20 protein-coding genes are annotated in these 21,133 nt (G+C 55.4%); 8 read left to right on the top strand and 12 right to left on the bottom strand.

The features are described from left to right. Position 1 precedes the first annotated feature (1 nt). The 5 genes from asnB to FYC48_RS16105 form a co-directional block, all read right to left on the bottom strand. A complete protein-coding gene (gene asnB, locus FYC48_RS16125; RefSeq protein ID WP_149497762.1) occupies positions 2–1,924 on the bottom strand; it encodes an asparagine synthase (glutamine-hydrolyzing) in 1,923 nt (640 codons plus the stop codon). A 42-nt stretch (positions 1,925–1,966) separates the two neighbouring features. After that, positions 1,967–3,043 (bottom strand): aspartate/ornithine carbamoyltransferase family protein, encoded by a 1,077-nt coding sequence (locus FYC48_RS16120; protein ID WP_149497761.1) that lies wholly within the window; start codon positions 3,041–3,043, stop codon positions 1,967–1,969. Positions 3,044–3,172: 129 nt separating this feature from the next. Beyond that, positions 3,173–4,654 carry a sodium:solute symporter family protein gene (locus FYC48_RS16115; protein ID WP_149497760.1) on the bottom strand — a complete coding sequence of 494 codons (1,482 nt, stop codon included), beginning with the start codon at positions 4,652–4,654 and terminating at the stop codon, positions 3,173–3,175. After that, positions 4,651–5,172 carry a fibronectin type III domain-containing protein gene (locus FYC48_RS16110; RefSeq protein ID WP_160149568.1) on the bottom strand — a complete coding sequence of 174 codons (522 nt, stop codon included), beginning with the start codon at positions 5,170–5,172 and terminating at the stop codon, positions 4,651–4,653. Before FYC48_RS16110 ends, FYC48_RS16115 begins: the two co-directional genes overlap by 4 nt. Positions 5,173–5,324: 152 nt before the next feature. Next, positions 5,325–5,546, bottom strand: coding sequence for a hypothetical protein (locus tag FYC48_RS16105; protein ID WP_149497758.1), 222 nt, complete (start codon positions 5,544–5,546; stop codon positions 5,325–5,327). Positions 5,547–6,242: 696 nt separating this feature from the next. Between FYC48_RS16105 and FYC48_RS28645 the strand changes: the two genes are divergently transcribed. Both FYC48_RS28645 and FYC48_RS16100 read left to right on the top strand, forming a co-directional pair. Further along, positions 6,243–6,374 (top strand): hypothetical protein, encoded by a 132-nt coding sequence (locus FYC48_RS28645; protein WP_261345072.1) that lies wholly within the window; start codon positions 6,243–6,245, stop codon positions 6,372–6,374. A 20-nt stretch (positions 6,375–6,394) separates the two neighbouring features. Next, complete coding sequence (locus FYC48_RS16100; protein WP_149497757.1) at positions 6,395–6,946, top strand: MarR family winged helix-turn-helix transcriptional regulator; 552 nt, start codon at positions 6,395–6,397, stop codon at positions 6,944–6,946. A 122-nt stretch (positions 6,947–7,068) separates the two neighbouring features. On the opposite strand, the gene FYC48_RS16095 is transcribed toward FYC48_RS16100, so the two are convergent. Next, positions 7,069–8,190 carry a cysteine desulfurase family protein gene (locus FYC48_RS16095; protein ID WP_149497756.1) on the bottom strand — a complete coding sequence of 374 codons (1,122 nt, stop codon included), beginning with the start codon at positions 8,188–8,190 and terminating at the stop codon, positions 7,069–7,071. A 409-nt stretch (positions 8,191–8,599) separates the two neighbouring features. On the opposite strand from FYC48_RS16095, the gene FYC48_RS16090 reads away from it, so the two are divergent. Further along, positions 8,600–9,820 carry a DUF1559 domain-containing protein gene (locus tag FYC48_RS16090; RefSeq protein ID WP_149497755.1) on the top strand — a complete coding sequence of 407 codons (1,221 nt, stop codon included), beginning with the start codon at positions 8,600–8,602 and terminating at the stop codon, positions 9,818–9,820. 230 nt (positions 9,821–10,050) lie between these two features. Here FYC48_RS16090 and FYC48_RS16085 read toward each other — a convergent pair whose 3' ends face one another. Together FYC48_RS16085 and FYC48_RS16080 are read right to left on the bottom strand one after the other, a co-directional pair. Further along, a complete protein-coding gene (locus FYC48_RS16085) occupies positions 10,051–11,034 on the bottom strand; it encodes a type I phosphomannose isomerase catalytic subunit (RefSeq protein ID WP_149497754.1) in 984 nt (327 codons plus the stop codon). 273 nt (positions 11,035–11,307) lie between these two features. Continuing rightward, positions 11,308–11,502: a hypothetical protein gene (locus FYC48_RS16080; RefSeq protein ID WP_149497753.1), complete on the bottom strand. Its 195-nt coding sequence runs from the start codon at positions 11,500–11,502 to the stop codon at positions 11,308–11,310. Here FYC48_RS16080 and tatC point away from each other — a divergent pair. Further along, positions 11,501–12,646, top strand: a complete 1,146-nt coding sequence (gene tatC, locus FYC48_RS16075; RefSeq protein ID WP_149497752.1) for a twin-arginine translocase subunit TatC — start codon at positions 11,501–11,503, stop codon at positions 12,644–12,646. The genes FYC48_RS16080 and tatC overlap by 2 nt on opposite strands. A 50-nt stretch (positions 12,647–12,696) precedes the next feature. On the opposite strand, the gene FYC48_RS28640 is transcribed toward tatC, so the two are convergent. Then, entirely contained in the window at positions 12,697–14,232 is a 1,536-nt protein-coding gene (locus tag FYC48_RS28640; RefSeq protein ID WP_149497751.1) for a hypothetical protein, read from the bottom strand. 453 nt (positions 14,233–14,685) lie between these two features. Between FYC48_RS28640 and FYC48_RS16065 the strand changes: the two genes are divergently transcribed. Further along, positions 14,686–15,390: a DNA alkylation repair protein gene (locus tag FYC48_RS16065; protein WP_149497750.1), complete on the top strand. Its 705-nt coding sequence runs from the start codon at positions 14,686–14,688 to the stop codon at positions 15,388–15,390. A 19-nt stretch (positions 15,391–15,409) separates the two neighbouring features. Here FYC48_RS16065 and FYC48_RS16060 read toward each other — a convergent pair whose 3' ends face one another. Then, on the bottom strand, positions 15,410–16,201 hold the full coding sequence (locus tag FYC48_RS16060) for an SDR family NAD(P)-dependent oxidoreductase (protein ID WP_230779005.1): 792 nt from the start codon (positions 16,199–16,201) through the stop codon (positions 15,410–15,412). Between the two features lie 199 nt (positions 16,202–16,400). Here FYC48_RS16060 and FYC48_RS16055 point away from each other — a divergent pair, with 199 nt between their 5' ends. Further along, the gene (locus FYC48_RS16055; RefSeq protein WP_149497749.1) at positions 16,401–16,865 is read left to right on the top strand and encodes a RidA family protein; all 465 of its coding nucleotides are present in this window, start codon (positions 16,401–16,403) and stop codon (positions 16,863–16,865) included. Positions 16,866–16,900: 35 nt separating this feature from the next. Here FYC48_RS16055 and FYC48_RS16050 read toward each other — a convergent pair whose 3' ends face one another. Then, positions 16,901–18,322, bottom strand: a complete 1,422-nt coding sequence (locus FYC48_RS16050; RefSeq protein WP_149497748.1) for an SLC13 family permease — start codon at positions 18,320–18,322, stop codon at positions 16,901–16,903. Between the two features lie 369 nt (positions 18,323–18,691). Here FYC48_RS16050 and FYC48_RS16045 point away from each other — a divergent pair, with 369 nt between their 5' ends. Both FYC48_RS16045 and FYC48_RS16040 read left to right on the top strand, forming a co-directional pair. Beyond that, a complete protein-coding gene (locus FYC48_RS16045) occupies positions 18,692–19,162 on the top strand; it encodes a CBS domain-containing protein (protein ID WP_149497747.1) in 471 nt (156 codons plus the stop codon). Between the two features lie 3 nt (positions 19,163–19,165). After that, positions 19,166–19,678 carry a CBS domain-containing protein gene (locus tag FYC48_RS16040; RefSeq protein WP_149497746.1) on the top strand — a complete coding sequence of 171 codons (513 nt, stop codon included), beginning with the start codon at positions 19,166–19,168 and terminating at the stop codon, positions 19,676–19,678. 313 nt (positions 19,679–19,991) lie between these two features. Here the strand turns inward: FYC48_RS16040 and FYC48_RS16035 are convergent, their stop codons facing one another. Further along, positions 19,992–21,122: a Gfo/Idh/MocA family protein gene (locus FYC48_RS16035; RefSeq protein ID WP_149497745.1), complete on the bottom strand. Its 1,131-nt coding sequence runs from the start codon at positions 21,120–21,122 to the stop codon at positions 19,992–19,994. Positions 21,123–21,133: the final 11 nt, after the last annotated feature.

Genomic DNA, 21,133 nt, shown 5'->3' with positions numbered 1-21,133 from the left:
ATCAATCGACCACTGGCAAGGGAAGGCCTTCGACATACTGGCCATGCAGCAGGTGTAACTGCAAGGCATGGTTCATCACGATGTCGTTTCGACGAGCGATCGTCCCATCGGTTTCGTTCCACGCGTCGTCAATGAACTGGTTGAGTTTGTCGCCATCGAAAACGCCCAGTTTGGACACTCGTTCGGGTGTCATCCAGTGGCTGATCATCTCCTGGATCGCTTGGCGTTTTACCGGATCGGTATGTGCCGGAGGCGCCATAAAGGCAAACTTCTTTCGTTCGTATAACTCACGAGGCAAGACGTTCACCATCGCTTCACGCAGCACCCACTTTTCAACGCCATCGCGGATCCGGATCTCAGGCGGAATCTGCACGGCGTATTCGGCAACATGATGATCGAGGAACGCGGGACGTGCTTCCATGCTGTTGGCCATGTCCATTCGGTCGCCGCCCCAAGTCAGGATTTGACCTTCCAACATGGTCTTGCTCCATGTGTACTGGGAGATATCCAATCGATGTCGCCCCCGAACCTGATCGGCATCAATCGCCCGAGCGACTTCACCGACCGGATCATACTCGACCAGCAAATCTTGCAATTCCTGCGACAGCAGCGGACGAACACGTTTGAGAGTCAACATCCATGGCTGGATCCATGACGGTGTAAAGCCACAAAGATCCATCCAGTCGGGATGTTGTAAATCCTCTTCGGCGAGAATCGCCCCGGCAAAGATCCCGCCCCCGTCGTCATCACGGCCCAACCAATCCTGTTTAAAGAACGGATACCCGCCGAACAATTCGTCAGACCCTTCCCCGGTCACAACCGCTTTGTAGTTACATGCCCGAACACGGCGACTCATGTGCCACTTGGCAACCGCCAGGGTATTGTAAAACGTTCGCTCGGCATGCCACGTCGCGCGTTCGAAAGCGGGACCATAAAGTTCCTTCTCGGTCAGTCGCAGCAGTTCTTGCTCGGCCCCGGTCCGTTCGGCCATCAGTTTGGCAATGTTCGATTCGTCATACGCATCGCTATCAAACGCGATGGTGAATGCCTTTACCGGAGATTGCTGAAGCGTCGTCGCCAGTCCAAGAATCGAACAACTATCGATTCCTCCGGACAAATAACATCCGACCGGAACATCGGCTTCTAACCGTGTCGCGACGGCATCGATCAGACGTTCCTTCACGCCGGCGACGTATTCGTCGGGGTTGGGATTCGACTCGTGACTGGTCGGAAACTCAAGGTCCCACCATCGCGTCTGCTTTGCGATCAATCGATCGCTGTCCCGCTGCACGATCAACATGTGTCCTGGCAACAACGCGTTGACGCCTTCGAACGCCGTCGACCCTGGTACCATGACCTGCATCATCTGATGGATCGCAGCTTTCGGGCAGAGTTTCGGCGGTACGTCCGGGTGTTTTAAAATCGATTTGACTTCCGATCCCCACGCGATGCCACCGTCGTTCATCGCATAGTACAGCGGCTTGATCCCAAACCTGTCTCGCACCAGCACCAGTCGCTGTTCACGATGGTCATACAACACGATCGCAAATTCGCCGCGCAAGCGTTCTACGAACGACAATCCATGCTTGAGATACAACGGCAGCGCGACCGCACTATCGCTCTTTCCACTGCATTCGAGTGACTCGCACGCAAGCTCGGTTCGAATGCGTTTGTAACCATACAACTCGCCGTTGACGGTGATCGCATAGTCACCTCCTTCCGCTTCGATCGGTTGATGGCCATGGTCCAAACCGACGATCGATAAGCGGGTGTGCCCGAGAGCCAATCCTTGATCGACGTACAGTCGGCTTCCGCGTTCGTCCGGGCCACGGTGGTCGAGAACGTCCAGCATCCCGTCGAGCACGAAACGCATTTCCCGTTCGTTTTTTCGCGACGGATTCCAAAATCCGGTGATACCACACATAGAAAATCTATTCCAAAAGTTGTCTTAAGAGAGATCGATGACTTAGATACCGCTGACGCGGTCCAGTCGATCAAGAACTGCCGTTAGAAGCGCCTGGCGCACGAAGACCGCGCCGGCTGCTTGGGCAAAGTACAAGTTGTGAATGGTGTCGTCTAAATCGGTCGAAAGCTCTTTGTTCCGAGCCAGCGGGTGCATGACAACCGCGTGAGGTTTCAACCGGCTGTTGCAGTCAATTTTGTAACGACTGCCGAGATTTCGATAACTGTCACCGAGAAACGCGATCGAGTTGACATAGGCGACGTCAAGTTCCGGTATCACCTCTTGGACATCGTTCGTGATCTCCAGTTCGATCGGTGACTGTTCGATCGGCTCGGTCAAGTCCAAGCCGACCGGATCGGCCATTTCCGAGATCAACGTGATCTTTCGAACGGCGCCGGCGAACATCAGTGAGATCCGCAGAAAGCTTTTCACCGCCCGCATCGAGCCCGGAGTTCCGATGATCCCCAAATGGATCCTGCGGTCTTCCGGACAATCAGGACTGACCAACTCGGGACGCCATTTCAACAAGGCGTACCAATCGATCAACGCTTGAGTGGGGTGGTGCCCGCTTCCGTTGCCGGCATTGATCAAGGGACGCTGGAGGTTCTTGCGGATCTCGTCGATGCTGTTCGTGTCCGGATGCCGCATGATGACCACGTCACCATAGGTGTTGAACATCTCGCCAATATCGGCCAAGGACTCTCCCTTCGCGATCCCGGTGACCTGTCCATCAGGGACCGACAACACTTTTCCGTCAAGACGCAACACGGCACTTTCGAAGGACAGCCGTGTACGGGTACTCGCTTCGAAAAAAGCGGTGATCGCAATTTTCCCATCCAACGGTTTGTCAATTTCGACGTTGCGTAGCTCTAGCAAAGCGGCGAGTTGCGAAAGCGCGACAACGGTACGCCGATCGAACTGACGCGGATTGAGTATGGATTGCCCTGCCAACGCCGCGAGCGCTTCGCGGTCGATTTGGTGGTTACAGAAATCAAGTAGGTCACTCGGCTTGACCGAAAGACCTTTCGAATTGGTCGCGTAATTAGTCAATGGTTTTTCAGGATGTGAAGCAGCGGTCATCGAATCAGTCTCACCAAATCCGTTTGCCTTTCATATCGAATAACAAGAACACAAGAAGTCCCATCGCACCTGCGATGCAGAGCGCAATGCCGCCTAGCACAATCAATTTCAAAAACCAAACTGGAAATATCATTCTACGGGCTCGAGTCGCGCCTCTGGTCCCGCCAATTCAGAATTCGACGAGGATGCTAGGCTTGCGAAGTTAAAGTTGTCTTTCCAAATCAACGAGGTCGTGATGAACACCATTCCCGAGGTCGCCGCCCCGATCAGCGACGCGGTGAACCAACCGATCGTGAAGTAGGCAACCAAACCGACGACGCTGCCGAGCACCATCGACGAACACGCCGCGATCGGACTTGCCCAGCGAAAATACAAACCGCCGACGATCGGCCACAAACAGCTTCCGACCATTGGCCCTGCGAAGAACAACACCGTCGCCAAGGTTCCATAATTAGGAATCGCCAAGCACCAGGCCAAAATCCCCAGGCCGATCACCGCATACGACGACCACCGACGCTTGATCAAATCGTTGACCGGTGAACGGCTGAGAGGTTCGGCGATGTCGTTGACGATCAGGTCCCCGGTCGCGGCCAACAGGCTGTCGATGCTCGATGCCAGCGAACAAAAAACCACGATGAACACCATCAACGCACCACCTGTCCCGAGTAACGTTGCCGCCACAAGCGGGCCGACCGTGTCGGGCTGGCTGATGCCAATTCCAAGTGCGGGAGCGGCTAAACCAAGAAATCCGGCGACGATCGGCACCGGCAACCAGATCAAACCGCCGAGCGCGTATGCCTTTGGTCCGATCCCATCACGCATCGCAAAGGCCCGGCTCCACCAGACGTTACTGTGGAAAATTTCACCGAAGGCGAACAACATATTGTTGAACAACGCCATCAGTGCGGCTGGGAAAAGCACGTCCAACAACATCGGCCGCTCGACTTGCAATGTGTGATGAACTTCGGTGATGTCCACCTGCGTCAACACCGCGATCGCAACGACCACTAAGCCAATCAAGATGATCAAGCTTTGGATGAAGTCGGTTCCGATGACCGCATACATTCCACCGAAGAGCGTGTAGAGAACACAGACGCCCAATACCACCGTCATTCCAACTTCATAGGGGATTCCCGAGAGCACATAGAGCAGCTTTCCCCCGGCCATCGTCATCGAAACCAACCAAGTGATGGCATAAAACAATGAGATGATCAAAAACGGAATCGACCCGAGCCGGCCGTAACGTTGACGCACAAACTCGACCGCCGTGAACCCATTGGGCATCAGCTTACGAATGCGCCCACTCATCGGCGCAAACGCGAACAGCCCGAAACTGGCCGTGCAGTAAGCGAGCGCCCCCCAAATTCCGAGTTGCAGCGCGAATTGCGGCGCCAACATCGTCGTATTCGAAGTAATCCATGTGGCGACGGCGGTGGCGGTGGCCAACGCAAGTCCAACATTTCGCCCCGCTACCGAAAACCCGTCATAAGACTTCGCCTTGCGGCCCCACCACAACCCAAGGCTCACCCACAAGACGCTGAAGATCGCGAGCAAAATGTAGCCAGCCTGGGCGGTCAAGATGGTGTCACCCGAAACTTGCGCAATCGTCATCGTGACACCTCCTCCGTGCTCGCCCAACGCTCACCGGCGACAATCACAAAGACAACTGCGGCGACGACGAAGAACCCGACTCCTAGTAGCGGCCAGACATAAATCGCAGGCCAATGCGAAACCTCGATCGTCGCAGTCGACGCGGACTGCACAAGGATTTCGCCTGACGCATTGACCGCACGAACGCGATACCGATATTCGCCATCGGACAACCCAGAAATAAACGCTTGGGGAAATACACCCGAGTGGATGACCTTTCCGCCACCGTCGACCACCTCATAACGAGACGCGGCCTCGTATGGTTCCCAGGACAGCGTGACGTATCCTTCGCGGGCCGGCGACGAAGGCAGGTCGACAAAGTCGAACGGGGAAGCCGCCCCACCAGGCTCTGTCGATTTGGAATCTGCGTTCGCTTTCAAATCTGCCGCTAGTCCGATCGCGACGATAACGGCGAAGAACTTTGCCATGGGCTTCCAAGCGACGAAAAACTGTCGCCGGCGTTTTTTGTATGTCAGCATGACCTCAAATTGAATCTCTCGGGCAGGGCACAAGCTCTCTTCGCAGAAAACATCGCCGCAACGGACCGTTCATTCACCTGTGGAATTGCACGTCTCTCGGGTGTACCGCCGCTGCCTTCAAGGAGCTGCCTTCAAGCATTGGCCGCTGATCACTAACGACGCCGAACCCGCTTTTGCCAATAATCGACTCCCATTTCATTCATCGGGGCGCCGTCCAGACAGACGACGATCTTTTCAGTCCCGCGTTCCACCGACTTCAATTGCTTTGCAGCCGCTTCTCCACTGATCGCGTCAATGGGAATGGTTGCCAAAACACTGCCCGCGTCACCGATTTGTTGAATGTCATACGTCTTCATCTCGGTGAATTCCGTCATGAGATAACCTCAGTGCGTGTACTTCGTAGAAAGAGCGCAAACCGACTGCGCTCAAGAGATCGCGACTCCGACAGTTGCAGATCGCGCGAGATCGACTCCACCGACGCCGCCGCACCGTCAACACAGAAACCTATGCCACAGAGGGACCGACTCGCGAGGCGAGCCCGGCGCAAGACAAACTCGCCCACAGGCAAGTTCAGTCGACCGAACACCAACGTCCCTGTGCCGCCGCCAACTCCTTTGCGGGCGCCAGGACTAATCGAGAAGTGATGCTCTCCCCAAGGTTACGTGCTGCTGAAATAATTGCAATAGCAAACATTGCTACTGAAACAATCTTCACTATTGCGTCATCGACGCTAAACTAACGCTTAGTTCCGACTCGTCGCCTGGGTGCAACACATCGGTCGAAGGAAGTTCACCACGGTTATGACGGCTCAACCGAGGCAAACTTGGTCCGGTTAGACGTAATGACGAACCGCAGTAAAGCACCATTTCCGATCGGGAAAGTGCATCGATTGCCCCAAGCCTCGGATTCGGAAACTGGTTAGCGTGATCGGAAAACGGGGCACACACCCCCCGGGCTGCAGATTTTGAAGTTGCGAATTTTGCCCAATCATCTAGCATCCACACTGTGAATCGCGGGGCGAATCCGGAAAACAAGTGATCCGCCCTGCAAGAAGAATCGAGCGTGAGCGAATGGCACAGCCGAACACGATTTCGACTCGTTGGGTCGAGATATTTTTTATTACCCCGGGAACGACTCTTGGGCAAACGATGACCGTGACCGTCGATGGCGACGCGGTTGTCCAATCGAATGAATCAAAGTAGGACGAGTGACGGCGGGTTCTGTGAATAAAGACGAACCAATCGGGTTTCACATTTTGCGAGCGATTCGCCGGATCATCCGGAGAACCTCCGAACACTCGCGGTACGTCGGCCGACAAGCAGGAGTCAGCGTTCCGCAGATGCTGTGCCTGCGTTCAATCGCAGAAGCCCCACGAGAGAAAGAAACCACCGTCGCCAGCATCGCCGAAACGGTCCAACTGTCTGCCCCCACGGTCTCGCGAATTCTGGATCGACTCGAGAAAGCCGGCTACATCAAGCGTGAGCGTGCGGCAAGGGATCGCCGCAAAGTCTGCGTTGAACTGACCGACCAGGGATGGAACCGACTCGACAACCTGCCGCAACCGCTGCACGAACAGTTTCTGGCGCGACTCGAGTCGCTAGACGAGCAAGAACGTCTCGAACTAAGCAAATCGCTTGACCGAATCGTGGAGTTGATGGACGCTCGCGATATCGACGCCTCGCCAGTTTTGACCCCCGAGCTGGAAGTCGGCCCGGAACTGGAGGTCGGCATTCCCGAAGGAGACGACTGCCGCCCCAACGAAACGCTCACATGATGCTTCGTCCCCAATTCAAACCGAGTGTTTCGCCAACTTCTAAAGTTAGGCCTAGCCGACTCGCGTTAGCCACGGCCGTTATGCCCCAAGCACCTGCTTGTATTGATTGACAGCCGAACAATTCAACAGTCGTAGGCGGTGGCAATCAATTCGGCCGCGCGATCGACTTGTTCGCGACTGGTCGTCCAGCCAACGGAAACTCGAATCGTACGTCCGATTTCTGATTCACTTCGCCCGATCGCCCGAAGGCTTCGGGTGAACTCATCCGGCGGTGAACTGGTTTGTGCTGACGCGATGGCCAACTCTCGCGAGGATTCGGCCAATCGCCGGGCGTCGCCGGGCAATTCCAATGCGACCGTATTGGGCAGGCGTTCGGTCGTTTCACAGAGCACAATCGGCGGATCGCCCATCAATTCGTACAGGCGTTGTATTAGTTGATCACGAAGACCGGCAAGCTGATCGCTTGGACTTGAACAGAACCGCTCGGCCAAACTGGCCGCAGCCCCAAGCCCAATGCAAGCCGGGACATTTTCCGCCCCGGGACGCAGGCCCATCTCCCGAGGTTCCCCGAAGGTAATCGGATCCAATTTAAGTCCGCGGCGGATATAGACCGCGCCAGAACCTTTGGGACCATAGAACTTGTGCCCGCTGATCGCGGCCGTGTCGGCGCGCAGCGATTTAATATCGACCGGAACTTTGCCAAACATCTGGGTCGCGTCGCAATGAAGTCGCACGCCGTGATTATGACAACGATCAGCAACTTCACGCACCGGCTGAATCGTCCCCAGGACCGCATTGGCACCTTGGACACAAACCAATCGAGTGTCTGAACGCAGCATCGACTCGACCACACTGGGGTCGATCGTTCCACAGGGGCGACACGGGATCACCTCAACCTGCCAACGCGGGTCGCGTTGGGCGAGCCCTTTAATCGGGCCAAGTACAGATTCGTGCTCGATCTCACTGACGAGTAAGTGCCCGGGTTCGGCCACACCGACCGCCCCCAGAATCGCCAAATTATTCGCTTCGGTGCCGCCGCTGGTAAAAACAATTTCAAACGACTCACAACCTGCCATCGCGGCGATCGACTCGCGTGCGTTTTCCAAAGCCTCACTGACCGCGTGGGCGTGGGCGTGCTGCTGGCCGGGAAGCAAATAATGCGTCGACCAATACGGCTGCATCGCCTCTAGCACCGACGGGGCCAAAGGCGTTGTCCGATTATAATCTAGGTATAGCAGTGACACTCCGATCGCGGGTCCCAGTGATGAGTTGCGAAGCTGCGGGATGGTACGAGGTCAAATCCCCGGACTGAACAGGATTGATGAACAGGATTGATGAACAGGACAGAATAGTCGCTCGACGGCGAAAATCTTCGCCGCAACACCCTTGGCGTGAAAGTCGGATGACTTTTCCGTGATTCCTACAGCTTCGCATTTCTGGTTAAATTGCCAAGAGCCCCCACATTCGGGCGGGATCAGAGGTGTCGTATTTCTTATTTGCAAGAAAGCGTTTTTACGGCGATAATGGCGGCCGTGAAGGAAAATGGATGCCGACGTAACAAAAAAGTGCCAGTGTGACGACGAGTTCGCGCATGCATCGACCTGATGATCGGGTTGCGGTCTCTTCTCTTCTTTTTGTCCGGAGTGCGAGCAAATGAAACGTCAAAGACTTGGTTTTACGTTGGTCGAATTGTTGGTCGTGATCGCGATCATCGGAATTTTGGTCGGGTTGCTGCTTCCGGCAGTCCAGGCGGCGCGCGAAGCGATGCGAAATGCCAGTTGTCAAAACAACATGCGACAACTCGGCTTAGCCACGATCAATTTTCACACCTCAAAGAAACGCCTGCCGAGCTACATCACGTCCTACGGCGTGTTTGATTTTGCCGGAGCAGGTCTTCCCGATCCGGCCGATGATTCCGGTTCCCCAAGTCCCGTGCCACCGCACGTCAAGATCGGTGGCTACGCGGTTCCATTGCTTGCCTACCTCGACAATCAGCCTCTTGCCGACCGTTGGCAACAAGCGAAGTACCCCATTATTGATGCAACCGGGTCCAGCTACAGCGATCTGTCGGGGCCAACGCTTTCGGTTCTGCGATGCCCAAGCAGCACCGTTGAGAACGGTCCGCGCGGATTCAATACCTACGTCATGAACACCGGCTCGACTGATTCAGGTTTCGTCAACGGCAAAGGAAGCTCGACGCCAGGGTCCTTCATTGCCAACGCGATCGACAACTACACGACGTCCGGTGCCGCAGCCGTGTTCGCACGCTCGGAAGACAAAAGCAATGGCCTGTTTAATCTTGGCTACGTCGGGACACCTGCCGGAGGATTTACCGTCGGCGGAGAGATGACGCTCGAAGATATCCGTGACGGCAAAACGAACACGGCCATGTTTGGTGAGAACGTTCAAGCCGAAGCGTGGTTCGCGCCTGGCTACTTAACGCCGGCCGACTTGCAAGACTTTGATGCCTCGGGCAACCTGAACTGGACCAATGCAAGCAGCAGCGGCGCACCGACGATGCTGCAGGCCATGCTACGCGGCAAATTCACCACCGGTATGATCTGGCATCTCGAAGACGACGCCGGCATCGGGACCTATCCCGCCGTCGCTCCGGTCCACAAAATCAATGGCGGAGCATCGAGCGCCGCAGCCGATCGAGTTGACGTGATGGAAATGGATTATACCAATTGCCGACAATTGGCTCGTCCATCATCAATGCACCCGGGCTTGGTCAACACTTGCATGGCCGATGGTTCGGTTCGTTCAATCACCGAATCGATCGACTACCGAGTTTATCAAGCGGTGATGACACCCAACGGTGTTAAGAGCGAGGTGCCCCATCACGAGTTTGTCCTCACCGACGAGCTCGACTGATCGACACATTGCATCCCACGTCGGGAATTCAGTCCCGGCGCGGGCGAGTGTTACATTCACGTCTGCAACGCAGATCAGCCGAATGGTGTTAGCCACGGTTTCGGCGCAGTCACCGGATACACCGGTTGTTGGCTAGGCTAATACACCGCGCCCAATCAGTCGCATTGGGCGGTGCACGCGGAGCGATCCGATAAACGACAATCCGAGCGCCACTCAGTCGCACTCGGTGGCTACTCCGACGGTGGCCCCGCATGCAGGACAGTTGCCCCGCTCTCGACCGTGACTCGACATGTCTCGATTGCTGCCGGTAACAACACCGATTGGCCACGCGCGAGTTTGATTGTGTCATTGCCTGCTTGGAGCGTGGCCGAGCCCCTAGGTACGGTCAAAATGTGAAAGTGCTCGTCCCCGCCGACGGAATCGCTGCCCGCCTCCAAAGCATCAAGCGTGAATTTGTCACACTGCACCAACGTTTGCCATCCGGACTGACTCTTGTGGCTTTTCCTCGCCGGCACGGGCCCACTTTCATAGTCCGTGACATCAAGGGATTGCTCAATGTGAAGCGGCCTAGGTTGGCCATCGGCACCGACACGATTCCAATCAAAAAGTCGAAATGTGGTGTCACTCGATTGCTGTATTTCTGCGATCACCAACCCAGCTCCTAAGGCATGCACGGTGCCGGCCGGAATGAAAACACAGTCCCCGGGATCGGGAGCAAACGAGTGCAGGACGCGTTCGGTTTCGCCGGCGCGGACGGCCTCGGCGAGCTGTCCGCGGTCGACGCCCGCTTTCAACCCGGCGTAGATCACCGCACCAGGATCGGCATCGACAACATACCAGGCTTCTGTCTTGCCAAGATCGGGCACCGGCATGGTGGCCCCGTAAGCGTCATCGGGATGGACTTGTACCGAAAGGACACGATTGCAATCCAAATACTTCAGCAACAGTGGAAATTGGTTCTTTGACTGGGAATGCTTGCTCCCCAACAGCCAAACCGGGTCGTCCGCGATCAGCTCGGCCAGTGTTTTGCCAGCGAGTGGTCCGCTTTCGAGTACACTTTGGTCGTTCCCGTGGTCAACGATCTCCCAGCTTTCGGCGTCATTGCCGTTGCCTCCGATGGGTTTTCCTAGCATGGTCCCGAGTTTCGAACCGCCCCAGATCGTCTGCTTGATCAACGGGCGAAATCGCAGGGGATAGGCGTCAGCGTGCGTCATGTTTGAAAATCGGAGAATGGTCGTGAAAAATGACATTCACTGGTGACAAACCAGTGCTTGTTTGGTTTTAATGTAGGTGAAGCGATCCTCACGGTCGGGTCTAACGCAGTCGTCGGACGCCGGTCGTGCTCTCGGAGCGTCTGCTCTATTACAGACGTTTGCTTAGGCTGCTAGCTGTCACGCCGACCCCCTCCGCCGTGGCATTCTATCTGGCAGTTCAATTTCCGTCACCCGGCCCCGGACCAGCGTTCTACATCGATCCCGTGTTCAGCGTTAATGTTCTGGATGAACGCCAGGTTCGGTCAGGAAACTGCCGTGGGTGACTTTGGTTAACCATTGTTTTCGTTCCATCACTCGAACGCATCGTTTCTCAATCGATCGCTTCCCGACCGAGTCTGTTAAAGAGACAAAGTCATTCCCCGCCAGAGGTTGAATCGCCGTGGACTCCGCCGCCAAACATTCCAACATGACGAATCGAGGAAGCCGCAATCAGGATGACCTGTTCGATAACTCGACGATGACTTTCGGCGAGCACCTCGAAGAATTACGCCATTGTCTGATCCGGGCAATCCTTGCGTTAGCGATCGGGCTAGGAATCGGTTTGACCGTCGCAAACAAGGTGGTCCGCTACGTTTCCGAACCGCTCAAAGAAGCAATCTTGGATTTCAACGCCAAGAAGAACCTGGCCATGCTTGGTTACGAAGACCTCGATGATCCCAAAGTCAAGGCGCTACTGCCGACGATGATCAAGCAGTCGCTGAAGTGGCAAGTTGTCTACGAGATTCCTCGTGAGTTCCAAACCCCAGCGTCTCCGATCGTCACCCCACCGCCGGCCGATCCACAAACGAACCAATCCGACGGTGACAAAAACAAAACCAAAACAGAATCTGTCAAAGACGACACGTTGAAAACAGTTCAAGTCGCCGACGGTCAAATCGTCGATCCAAGCGATTTGAGCGCCCTGCTTCATTCGCTGCCCAGCCCCGAACAGTTGCTCCCGAAGGTGCAATTGATTCGAGATACGACTGGATTGACCACGCTGAAGGTGGAAGAGTCGTTTATGATTTGGGTGAAGGCGGGTCTGATCGTCGGGGCGGTGATCTCGTCACCGGCGGTGTTCTATTTCCTGTGGCAATTCATCGCGGCCGGCCTTCATCAACATGAACGCAAATACGTTTATATCTACCTGCCAGTCAGCGTCACACTTTTTGTCAGCGGAGTCGTGTTAGCATTCTTTCTCGTGCTGCACTATGTGCTGAATTTCTTGTTGGCGTTCAACGGTAGCATGGATGTGGAAATGGAACCGCGCCTGACACACTACATCAATTTTGTGTTGTTATTGCCGCTCGGTTTCGGCTTGGCATTTCAATTGCCTCTGGTGATGTTGTTCCTTCAACGGATCGGGTTGATCGAAACGGCCGCATATGTGGGTAGCTGGCGGATCGCTATTTTGGTGATCTTTTTTCTATCGATGATCCTGACGCCTGCGGATGTGACCAGCATGGTCGCGTTAGCAATCCCATTGATGTTCTTGTACTTCCTTGGGATCTTGATGTGTCACTTCATTCCACGCGGCCCCGGCTTGGGTAGCGGCGCGTACGATCCGGCATAATCGGCTTCCCTGCCGTGCCAGCAAAAAACAGTGAAGACACGCAAAGCGTCTTAGGCGAGGCGGTCGGCAAGTAGCGCCGCCAACGCGTCTTCGCTAAGTGGCGAATCACCTCCGAAGACGGTGTCATCACCACCTTCGCCAAAGATCCAATCGTTCCCCGCTCCGCCGAAGATCACGTCATCGTCGCTTTCATCCTCGGTTTGGCCGACGGGCGCGCTTGAATCGTCGGAGTTCATGGTTTCGTCTTGCGGGTCCTCAGTGTCATTACCGACCGTTGCGCCGGTTTCAGCTTCGGGTTGATCGAGGTTATCGCTCGGCGGAGGGACCATTTCTTCGTTGGTTTCATCGACGCTTTCACCGCTGGTGTCATCCACCGCGGTCGGCTGGTCGATGGTTTCACCTATGGTTTCGGCCTGATCTTCGTTAACCGTTTCGGTGCTTTCGTCAACGACAGCTTCGTCACCGATGGCTTCTTGGACCGGTGTATCAGCTTCGCCTGCGTTCGCGTCGTCAACATCAATCGCACTTTGATCGATCAAGTCTTCGACGGTTTCGGCAACGGGCGTTTGATCCTCGGTTAATGTCAGTGTTTCATCGGCAGCGTCGTCGGTGGTTTCGACCATGACGGCATCGTCTTCAGCGACCAATTCCTCGACAACCGCTGCATCATCGACAACGACCGAATCGCCGAGAGCCTCCGAGTCGGTTTCATCTCCGGGTTCGGTGACAGCCTGCTCAACGGCCTCGGCGACAGGTTCATCAATGGCCGGTTCATCAATGGCCGGTTCATCGATCGGGTCGGCTTCGAATTCGACGTCAGCGTCGGCGACAGTGTCGGAAACCGCATCATCGATCACTCCGTCATCGGTCACCTCCTCGGTCGGCGTCGTCGCGGCGTTGTCGCCACAGGCCTGACCATCGGTCACGGTGTCGTCAAGAATATCGACGGGCGTTTCGTCGGCGTCCGATTCACTACTTGACTCATCCTCGGTCACCGGTTCACCTGCCGTCGGAGGCGTATCGCTTGTGTCATCGACGGCGGTGCCATCTTCGGCGATAGGTGCCGAATCATCGGTATTGTTTTCTGCATCGGTGTCTGAGCCGGAATCGGCAACCGGTTGGTCGCCATCGGCCTCTGCGTCCGCTCCCGGTTCGGAGTCGATTACAACGTTTTCGCCGGTCCCGCCGAGAAGGATGTCATCACCACCACCGCCGAGCAAAGTATCTGACCCAGCTCCGGCGACCAAGATATCGTTTCCGGATCCTCCCATCACGACATCGTTTCCTCCGCCGGCCCGCATGATCGAATCGATTGACGTGTCATTGACCAACAGGTCGTCGCCGGCAAAGGCTTCGAAGATGATCTGATCGATCTCAGCCGCATCAAATGTTTGCTCGCTCGAATGAGCCACTTGACCTTCGGCATCAAACGACTGCAGTTTTACGACAACAGAACTTTCGACCGTGTAAACTTCGGCAATGTCATCGCCGGTCGTGCCTTCGATATGCAACGTCGAGTCGACCATACCGATATCAGCGGCCAATAATTTACGACTTTCCAAAGCCTGGACGCTTAAACGTTTCATTCCTTTATCCTTCAACAAGGAGAGACAGTCAGGCAGCGCGGTTGTTTTTCGTTCGACCGTGCGAAGCCTGCGAAGGTCCGGTGGGAAGGCCACGATCGTTGTATCCTTTGCGATCGTGCCCCGGACGGTCGATCTGATAACGCATCGAGCGCGCCAATCCAACTTCCGGCCTCCGAATTTGATACTCTCATCCCGTAAAACACGGTAAAATCTGGAATCAAGGAGTTTCAATAACTGACGGTCGATGGCACGCTGACGTTGGAATGTTTTTCAATTTTGCGTGTAATTCTTTCTTCGCGGTTCACACGCCGTGCGCTCAACCCAAAATGGACAACCGGGTGTGACTGAACAGCCGCCCCGGTTTTGTCAGCCGCCGGGCGTTCGCCCCGGTTTTTGCTCCGGTCCCCAACGACGCGTCTTTCGAGTCCGTTCCCCTTGCTCCGAAACACCGCCATGAAAAAAAGCGACGTTCTCAAACTGCTGAAGGAAAATGCCAACGAGCGTGGGATCGCCCATTGGAATAAACGGGGGCAGAAAGACTCCAACCTAAAGAGCTACGGTATCGGCCTGACTCAGTTGCGCAAGCTCGCAAAACAAATCGGCCGCGACCATGAGTTGGCGATCCAACTGTGGAAGTCGGACTACTACGACGCTAAGGTCGTCGGATTGCTGATCGATGAACCAAAAAAGATTACAAAAGAACAAGCCGAACGGCAGGTCGAAGATCTGCGCGGAGGTTACCTCACCCATGTGTTCGCGTCTTGCGATGCGACACTTGCCAAGGCTCCGATTGCGTTCGAGCTAGCATGTGAATGGATTGACCATGATGATCCGATCCGTCGACAATGTGGGTACGGCCTGATCTATGAGCTAACGAAGAAAAAGCCCAAGGGAATGGACGACGCTTTCTTACTGGCGCTGGTCGATCGAATCCGTGCCGGGATTCATGACGAACAAATGTGGGTTCGCGAATCGATGAACACCGCGCTCATGGGAATCGGCAAACGCAACAAGAGACTTCACCAGGCGGCCCTAAAAGCCGCAAAAGCGATTGGCCGGGTCGACATCGACTATGGGGACGACAACAGTTGCGAACCACTGGATGTGATCAAGCACTTAAATAGCGATCACCTGAAGAAAAAATTTGGCGCCGCCTGAAAAGCGGTCGCCCGATAAGTCAGAACGTTCCCGGTGCGTCGGGTTGTTGCCAAACGCTCATTCCCCCATCGACATAGATCGTTTGTCCATGGATGTGACGTGCCGCATCGCTTAGCAAAAACACCACCGTGTCGGCGCACACGTCGGCGGGTGGAACTTTGCCGTTGGGCGTGTGAAGTTCCATCCAACGTCGCAAGTTATTCGAGTCGATCGCCGGACCGGTCAGCGGGGTGTGCACCAAGCCGGGTGCCATTGCGTTGACACGAATATCGTGGGGGGCCAGGGTCACGCAGAGGCTGCGTACCATTGCCGCGACCGCGCCTTTGCTTGTGTCGTAGGCGGTGTGATTCGGTTCCGAGAGTATGCCATTGATTGACCCCGTGAATACAACCCGCCCTGCGATACCTGAATCCACCCAGCGTTTTGTGATCGCTTGAGTCAAGAAGTATCCGGCACTGACGTTCAGGTGCATGGTCCTGATATAGCGATCGAAATCCATCTCGAAGTATGAAACATCGAGATAAGTTCCCGCGTTGTTGACGAGCAAGTCGACTTCTGGCATTCGTTTAACGACTTCGCCGGCCAGTTCATTGATATACGTTTCCGGAGATCGCGACAGATCACAGCAAAGCAGTTCCGCTCGGACGTTGGCAGCCCTGCATCGCTCGAGCGTCGCTTGCGCATGGGCATCATCGGCCAACCCGATCAGCAGCACATCGGCCCCGGCGTTTGCGACGGCGACCGCAATTTCGCTGCCGATACCGCGAGTGCCTCCACTGATCAATGCATGCCTACCTTTAAGTGAATTCATAATGCGGGGAAGCAAGTCGAAGATGGTTTAAAACTGCCAGACTGGTTTGGGCGTTAATATACCAATCTGACCGGACGGTGCATCATCTTGTATCGGTCATAGAAACAGGCCAGACTGATGGGCGTTGTGCCGGCAGCGACAGCGTATCGCCGGTCTCTCTGTCTGAACCTTTCCCGAACTTGAAAGACAAGTCTGACACATGTCCAACGAAGCTCGTTTCGAATCCCTCGGCTTGGAACTTCCCCCCGCTCCCAAACCTGCCGGCGTCTATAAACCAGTCGTGGTTGTTAACGGGATGGCGTACTTGTCCGGTCATGGCCCGCTTCTACCGAACAAGACTTTGATCACCGGTCGACTAGGATTGGACCTGGATGTCGAAGCGGGCTACGACGCGGCGCGTCAGACGGGCTTGGCGATGCTGGCGACCCTGCGATCGCACTTCGGTTCGCTGGATAAAGTCAAACGGGTCGTCAAGCTTTTGGGCTTGGTTCAATGTGTCGACGGATTCCCCGATTCGCCATCAGTCATCAACGGATGTAGTGAACTATTCGGAAGCGTCTTTGGCGAAGACCATGGGATCGGGGCGCGCAGTGCGATCGGAACGAACAGCTTGCCTGGCAAGATCGCCGTTGAAATCGAAGGCATCTTCGAAGTTGACGCCTAGTGGTTCGTCTAGACCAAATGGCCGGGTTCGACTTATTAGTGGACGATTCCGCTGACATGCCACCACCAATAACCGACCGTCAGCGACAGGATCACACCGATCGCCGACAAAAGGAAACCGGGCACGGCCAGATCCTTTACCCGAATCTTGCCCGATGAAAACGCCATCGCATTCGGTGGCGTCGAGATTGGTAACGGCATCGCGAGCGAACAACCAAACGCGGTGCCGATCATCAATGTTGCGGGGCTGTCCAGGTTCATGCCGATGATAATCGGTAACAACAGATTCGCGGTTGCAGTGTTACTCATCACCGAAGACATCGCACAGGCTATCGCCGCGAAGCAGAACGTCAGCGCATAAAGACTCACACCGGTGACGGGAAGCTGCGCGACCATCCAATCCGCCAATCCACTTGCACCGATCACCGCGCCCAGACAGAGTCCACCTCCCATCATCAACAGCACTTCCCAGGACATCTGTTGAAGGTCGCTAATCCTCAAAATCCCGGTCGCGAAAAAAACGATGACCGGAATCAAAGCCACCGTTCCCGAAGAGTGGCCATGAATCGTGGTTGTCATCCAACCGGCGATCGTGACCATCACGGTCGCGATGATCAGCCAGAATTGCCAATCGATTTCGACCGACACCTGTCGGTGGACCATTGGCAACGACTCTCCATCACGGCGATAGCGATAGTACAGATAGGCCCACGCGAGACCTAGCATTCCGACGACTCCGGGGATGCCGATTATTAACCAACCAGCAAAACTTGGGGCGATGCCCGATGCATTCATGTATTGCATCGCAATCGCATTCGGTGGACTTCCGATCGGTGTACCGAGCCCACCAATATTGGCGGCAAAGGGGACAGCCAACAACAACGCTTTTCCCCGATCATCACCACTGTCCAAATTCGCAGTGATCGGCAACACCATCGCCAACATCATCGCAGCCGTCGCGGTGTTGCTAAGCCACATCGATAAAAATGCCGTCACGACCATGATCGCAAACAACAGACTCGGAAGAGTGCTACCTGTTCGAGACAAGATCGTACCGGCAATCCATTGATCGAGTCGCCGAGTACGGAGCGCCGCTGAGAGCGCAAATCCGCCCAAAAACAAAACGATGACATCAGAAAAAAAAGGGGAGAAAAAATCGGCGCGATCAACCGATAGCCCCGAAGCGGACATCACCGGCGAGAGCCAAACGACGGCGAGCCAAAGCACGATCAAGCTAGTGACGAACAACTCGATCGCTTCGGTGATCCACAAAACGGCCGCGATCAATAAGATTCCTAATGCGACATACGCGGGAGGCTGCATTCCCAGTCGTTCCAACGACGCATAGCCAAACGACATCATGAATGAACACGCCAACACAACGGCTAACCCGATTGCAATGGCCCGCGTCCAACGGCGTCTGGTCTTGGGAAGACTGTCTAGCGGAGGAGGCGACATACCGATTCGCTGGCTAAAGATTCAAAACAAGTAAAACAAAGGCGAGCACAATTAGCGACGTCGTGCATGGATGTTTTAAACGATCAAGCTCGACTCGCTCGTTCCCCGCGCATTGCTCGCAAGACTTTTGCACAATCTTCTGGCAACGAATGACACCTGATTGAGAAAAACCTCACTAGGTCGCAATCCGCACACCTCTCTTATGGCCCCATAACGGTTGTTATTGGCAGGTAGCGGACCGCGGATAGCCTTTGCGTCCTTATTGGCGGTGGCGAGACCAACCGGGACGTGCCCGTCGAACTTTGGCCCACTAGATGCAACCTTCTCAGTGCTGTTTCGTCGAACAATGTTGGCTAAGGAGACGACGCCATGGGATTTTTAGACGAGTTAAATTCGGAACCGGTCAAGAACCTTCCCCTCCGCGACGCGATCGTCGTTAACCGCCACACGATCGCCCGAGCTGCGATCGCTCTGATGCGTTCTCACGATTTGGGTTGTTCTGTCATCGTGGAACGCGAATGGGAACCGAGCGGGATCTTTACCGAGCAATCCGTTATTCGGCTGCTGCACGAACGAGCTTCCCTCGATTCAACACCGGTGTCGAAGTATTGCGACAGCGCGTTTCGCTGTGTCAAACGCTCGGCCCCGATCCGTGAAGTCTGGGACGCGGTTGCGGACGAAGGGGTTCGGTTTGTCTGCGTCACGGACGAAGACGGCCAGTTGATCGGGCTAGCCGGCCAACGCAGTTTGGCGGACTACTTGTGCGATTGTTATGGCCGCCAAGTCGCCGTACAGCGACTCGGTAGCAAGCCATGGATGTTACAGAGAGAAGGTGCGTGAGCAATGAGCAGTTACCAAAGAATGGATCCGCCCAAATCACCTGCTGGCCGAGGCGCTGTCGGCATCCCAGATCCACTCAGCAATTTTGATCCTCCGGAGTACCGCGACTCGACCGCCGAGTTCCTCGCCGAACACCAAGTCGATGAGATCTGCAGTCAGCCCTATCTGACAATTGATGCCGAACGGTCAGTCGAAGATGCGATCGCCGAATTGCACGAGACGGGCGTCAGCAGCTTGCTGGTAACGCGTGAGGACCGGCTGATCGGAATCTTTACCGAACGCGATGTGCTCGAGAAGGTTGCCGAACGCTACGAACGTGTGCGTGGCCTGCCGGTTGAAGACTTCATGACCGCAGCCCCCACCATCGTCTACTCAGAAAACCCGTCTGCGTCGGCCGTTGCCGCGATCGCGATCGCCGGCCATCGGCACGTGCCTGTGGTCAACATGGATGAACAGCTACTCGGCATCGTCAGCCCAAGGCGCGTCTTTCGATTTATCGAAGAATCATGGAGTTGAACGCAGCTGCCTTTTGAGACAGCTGCCTTGTGAGCTAGTTGCCTCGTATCCACCTAATTTGGGTCCGGCGTGTCCGCCGAAGTGCACTCGCGTTGGTCACGCCAACGCAACCGTGAACATCACCATCGGTGTGATCCCAGATCCAGACGTCACGTTTGAGCCGACGGGCGTTTGCCCGGTTGCCGAAACGTAGCCGTGGCTAACACCATACGACTAATCCTAGAATCGTTCGTCGCGCGTCGGCCTCGGCGATGACAACACAGCCGGGGCTAGCACCATTCGGCAGATTCATATTTCCGATGCCGACGTTGGACTAAACGTTCTTCCAGGCTCGCTCTTGAGCACTGCTTAGAACGGCATCACAGACCTTTTGTGTTTCCAGTGCCGTGCGGAATGTCGGCTCGCAGGGTTCACCTGTTTCGAGGGATTTCAGGAAGTCGGCGACTTGGTGGATAAACGTGTGTTCGTAGCCAATATTCAGCCCCGGAACCCACCAGTTGCCCATGTAGGGCTGGTCGCCATCACTGATATGAACGCTTCTCCAACCACGAACGATCGAATCGTCGCCATGATCGAAGTACTCCAGACGGTGAAGGTCATGCAGATCCCAGCGGATCGAAGCATTCTGACCATTGATTTCCAGCGTGTAGAGTGCTTTATGGCCACGGGCATAGCGGGTCGATTCGAACAGCCCAAGTGATCCGTTCTTGAAATGACAGTGGAAGGCACACGCGTCGTCGATTTTGACTTCCTTTTTCTCGCCGGTTTCGGCGTGCGTGCGTTGTTTGATAAACGTTTCGGTGACGGCAGAGACGTCACTGATTTCACCGTTCAGCCAGAGTGCGGTATCGATGCAGTGGGCGAGCAAATCGCCGGTCACACCGCTTCCGGCGGCATCGGCATCGAGACGCCAAGTTGCCGCACCGCCTTGGGGAACATCCTCGGAAATCGTCCAGTCCTGCAAGAAGTTGGCTCGGTAGTGATAAATTTTGCCAAGGCGTCCTTCGTCGATCAGCTGTTTGGCCAGGGTCACTGCGGGGACGCGTCGGTAGTTGTACCAAACGGTGTTCTTCACACCGGCCTTCTCGATCGCCTCGCACATTTTGATGCCTTCGGCGGTATCCATTGACAGCGGCTTTTCGCAAAGCACCATCTTTCCGGCTTCGGCGGCAGCGATCGCGATTTCTGCGTGCAAGTTGTTGGGCGTGCAGATATCGATCGCGTCGATGTCATCCCGTTTGAGCAGCTCTTTCCAGTCGGTTTCGACCGATTCATAGCCCCATTGATCGGCGAACGCCTGTGCCTTGTCCTTGTTCCGAGCACAGACTGCTTTCAGGACGGGCTTGTATTCGAGATCAAAGAAGTGATTCGCTTGCGAGTAACCGTTGCTGTGGGTGCGGCCCATGAAACCATAGCCGACCATTCCGATATTCAAAGTTTTCATTCGATTGCGAT

Origin of the sequence: Roseiconus lacunae (assembly GCF_008312935.1) — a bacterium.
Taxonomy (GTDB): domain Bacteria; phylum Planctomycetota; class Planctomycetia; order Pirellulales; family Pirellulaceae; genus Stieleria; species Stieleria lacunae.
Note: the sequence above shows the minus strand (reverse complement) of the source record. Positions and strands in the feature narration are given on the sequence as shown.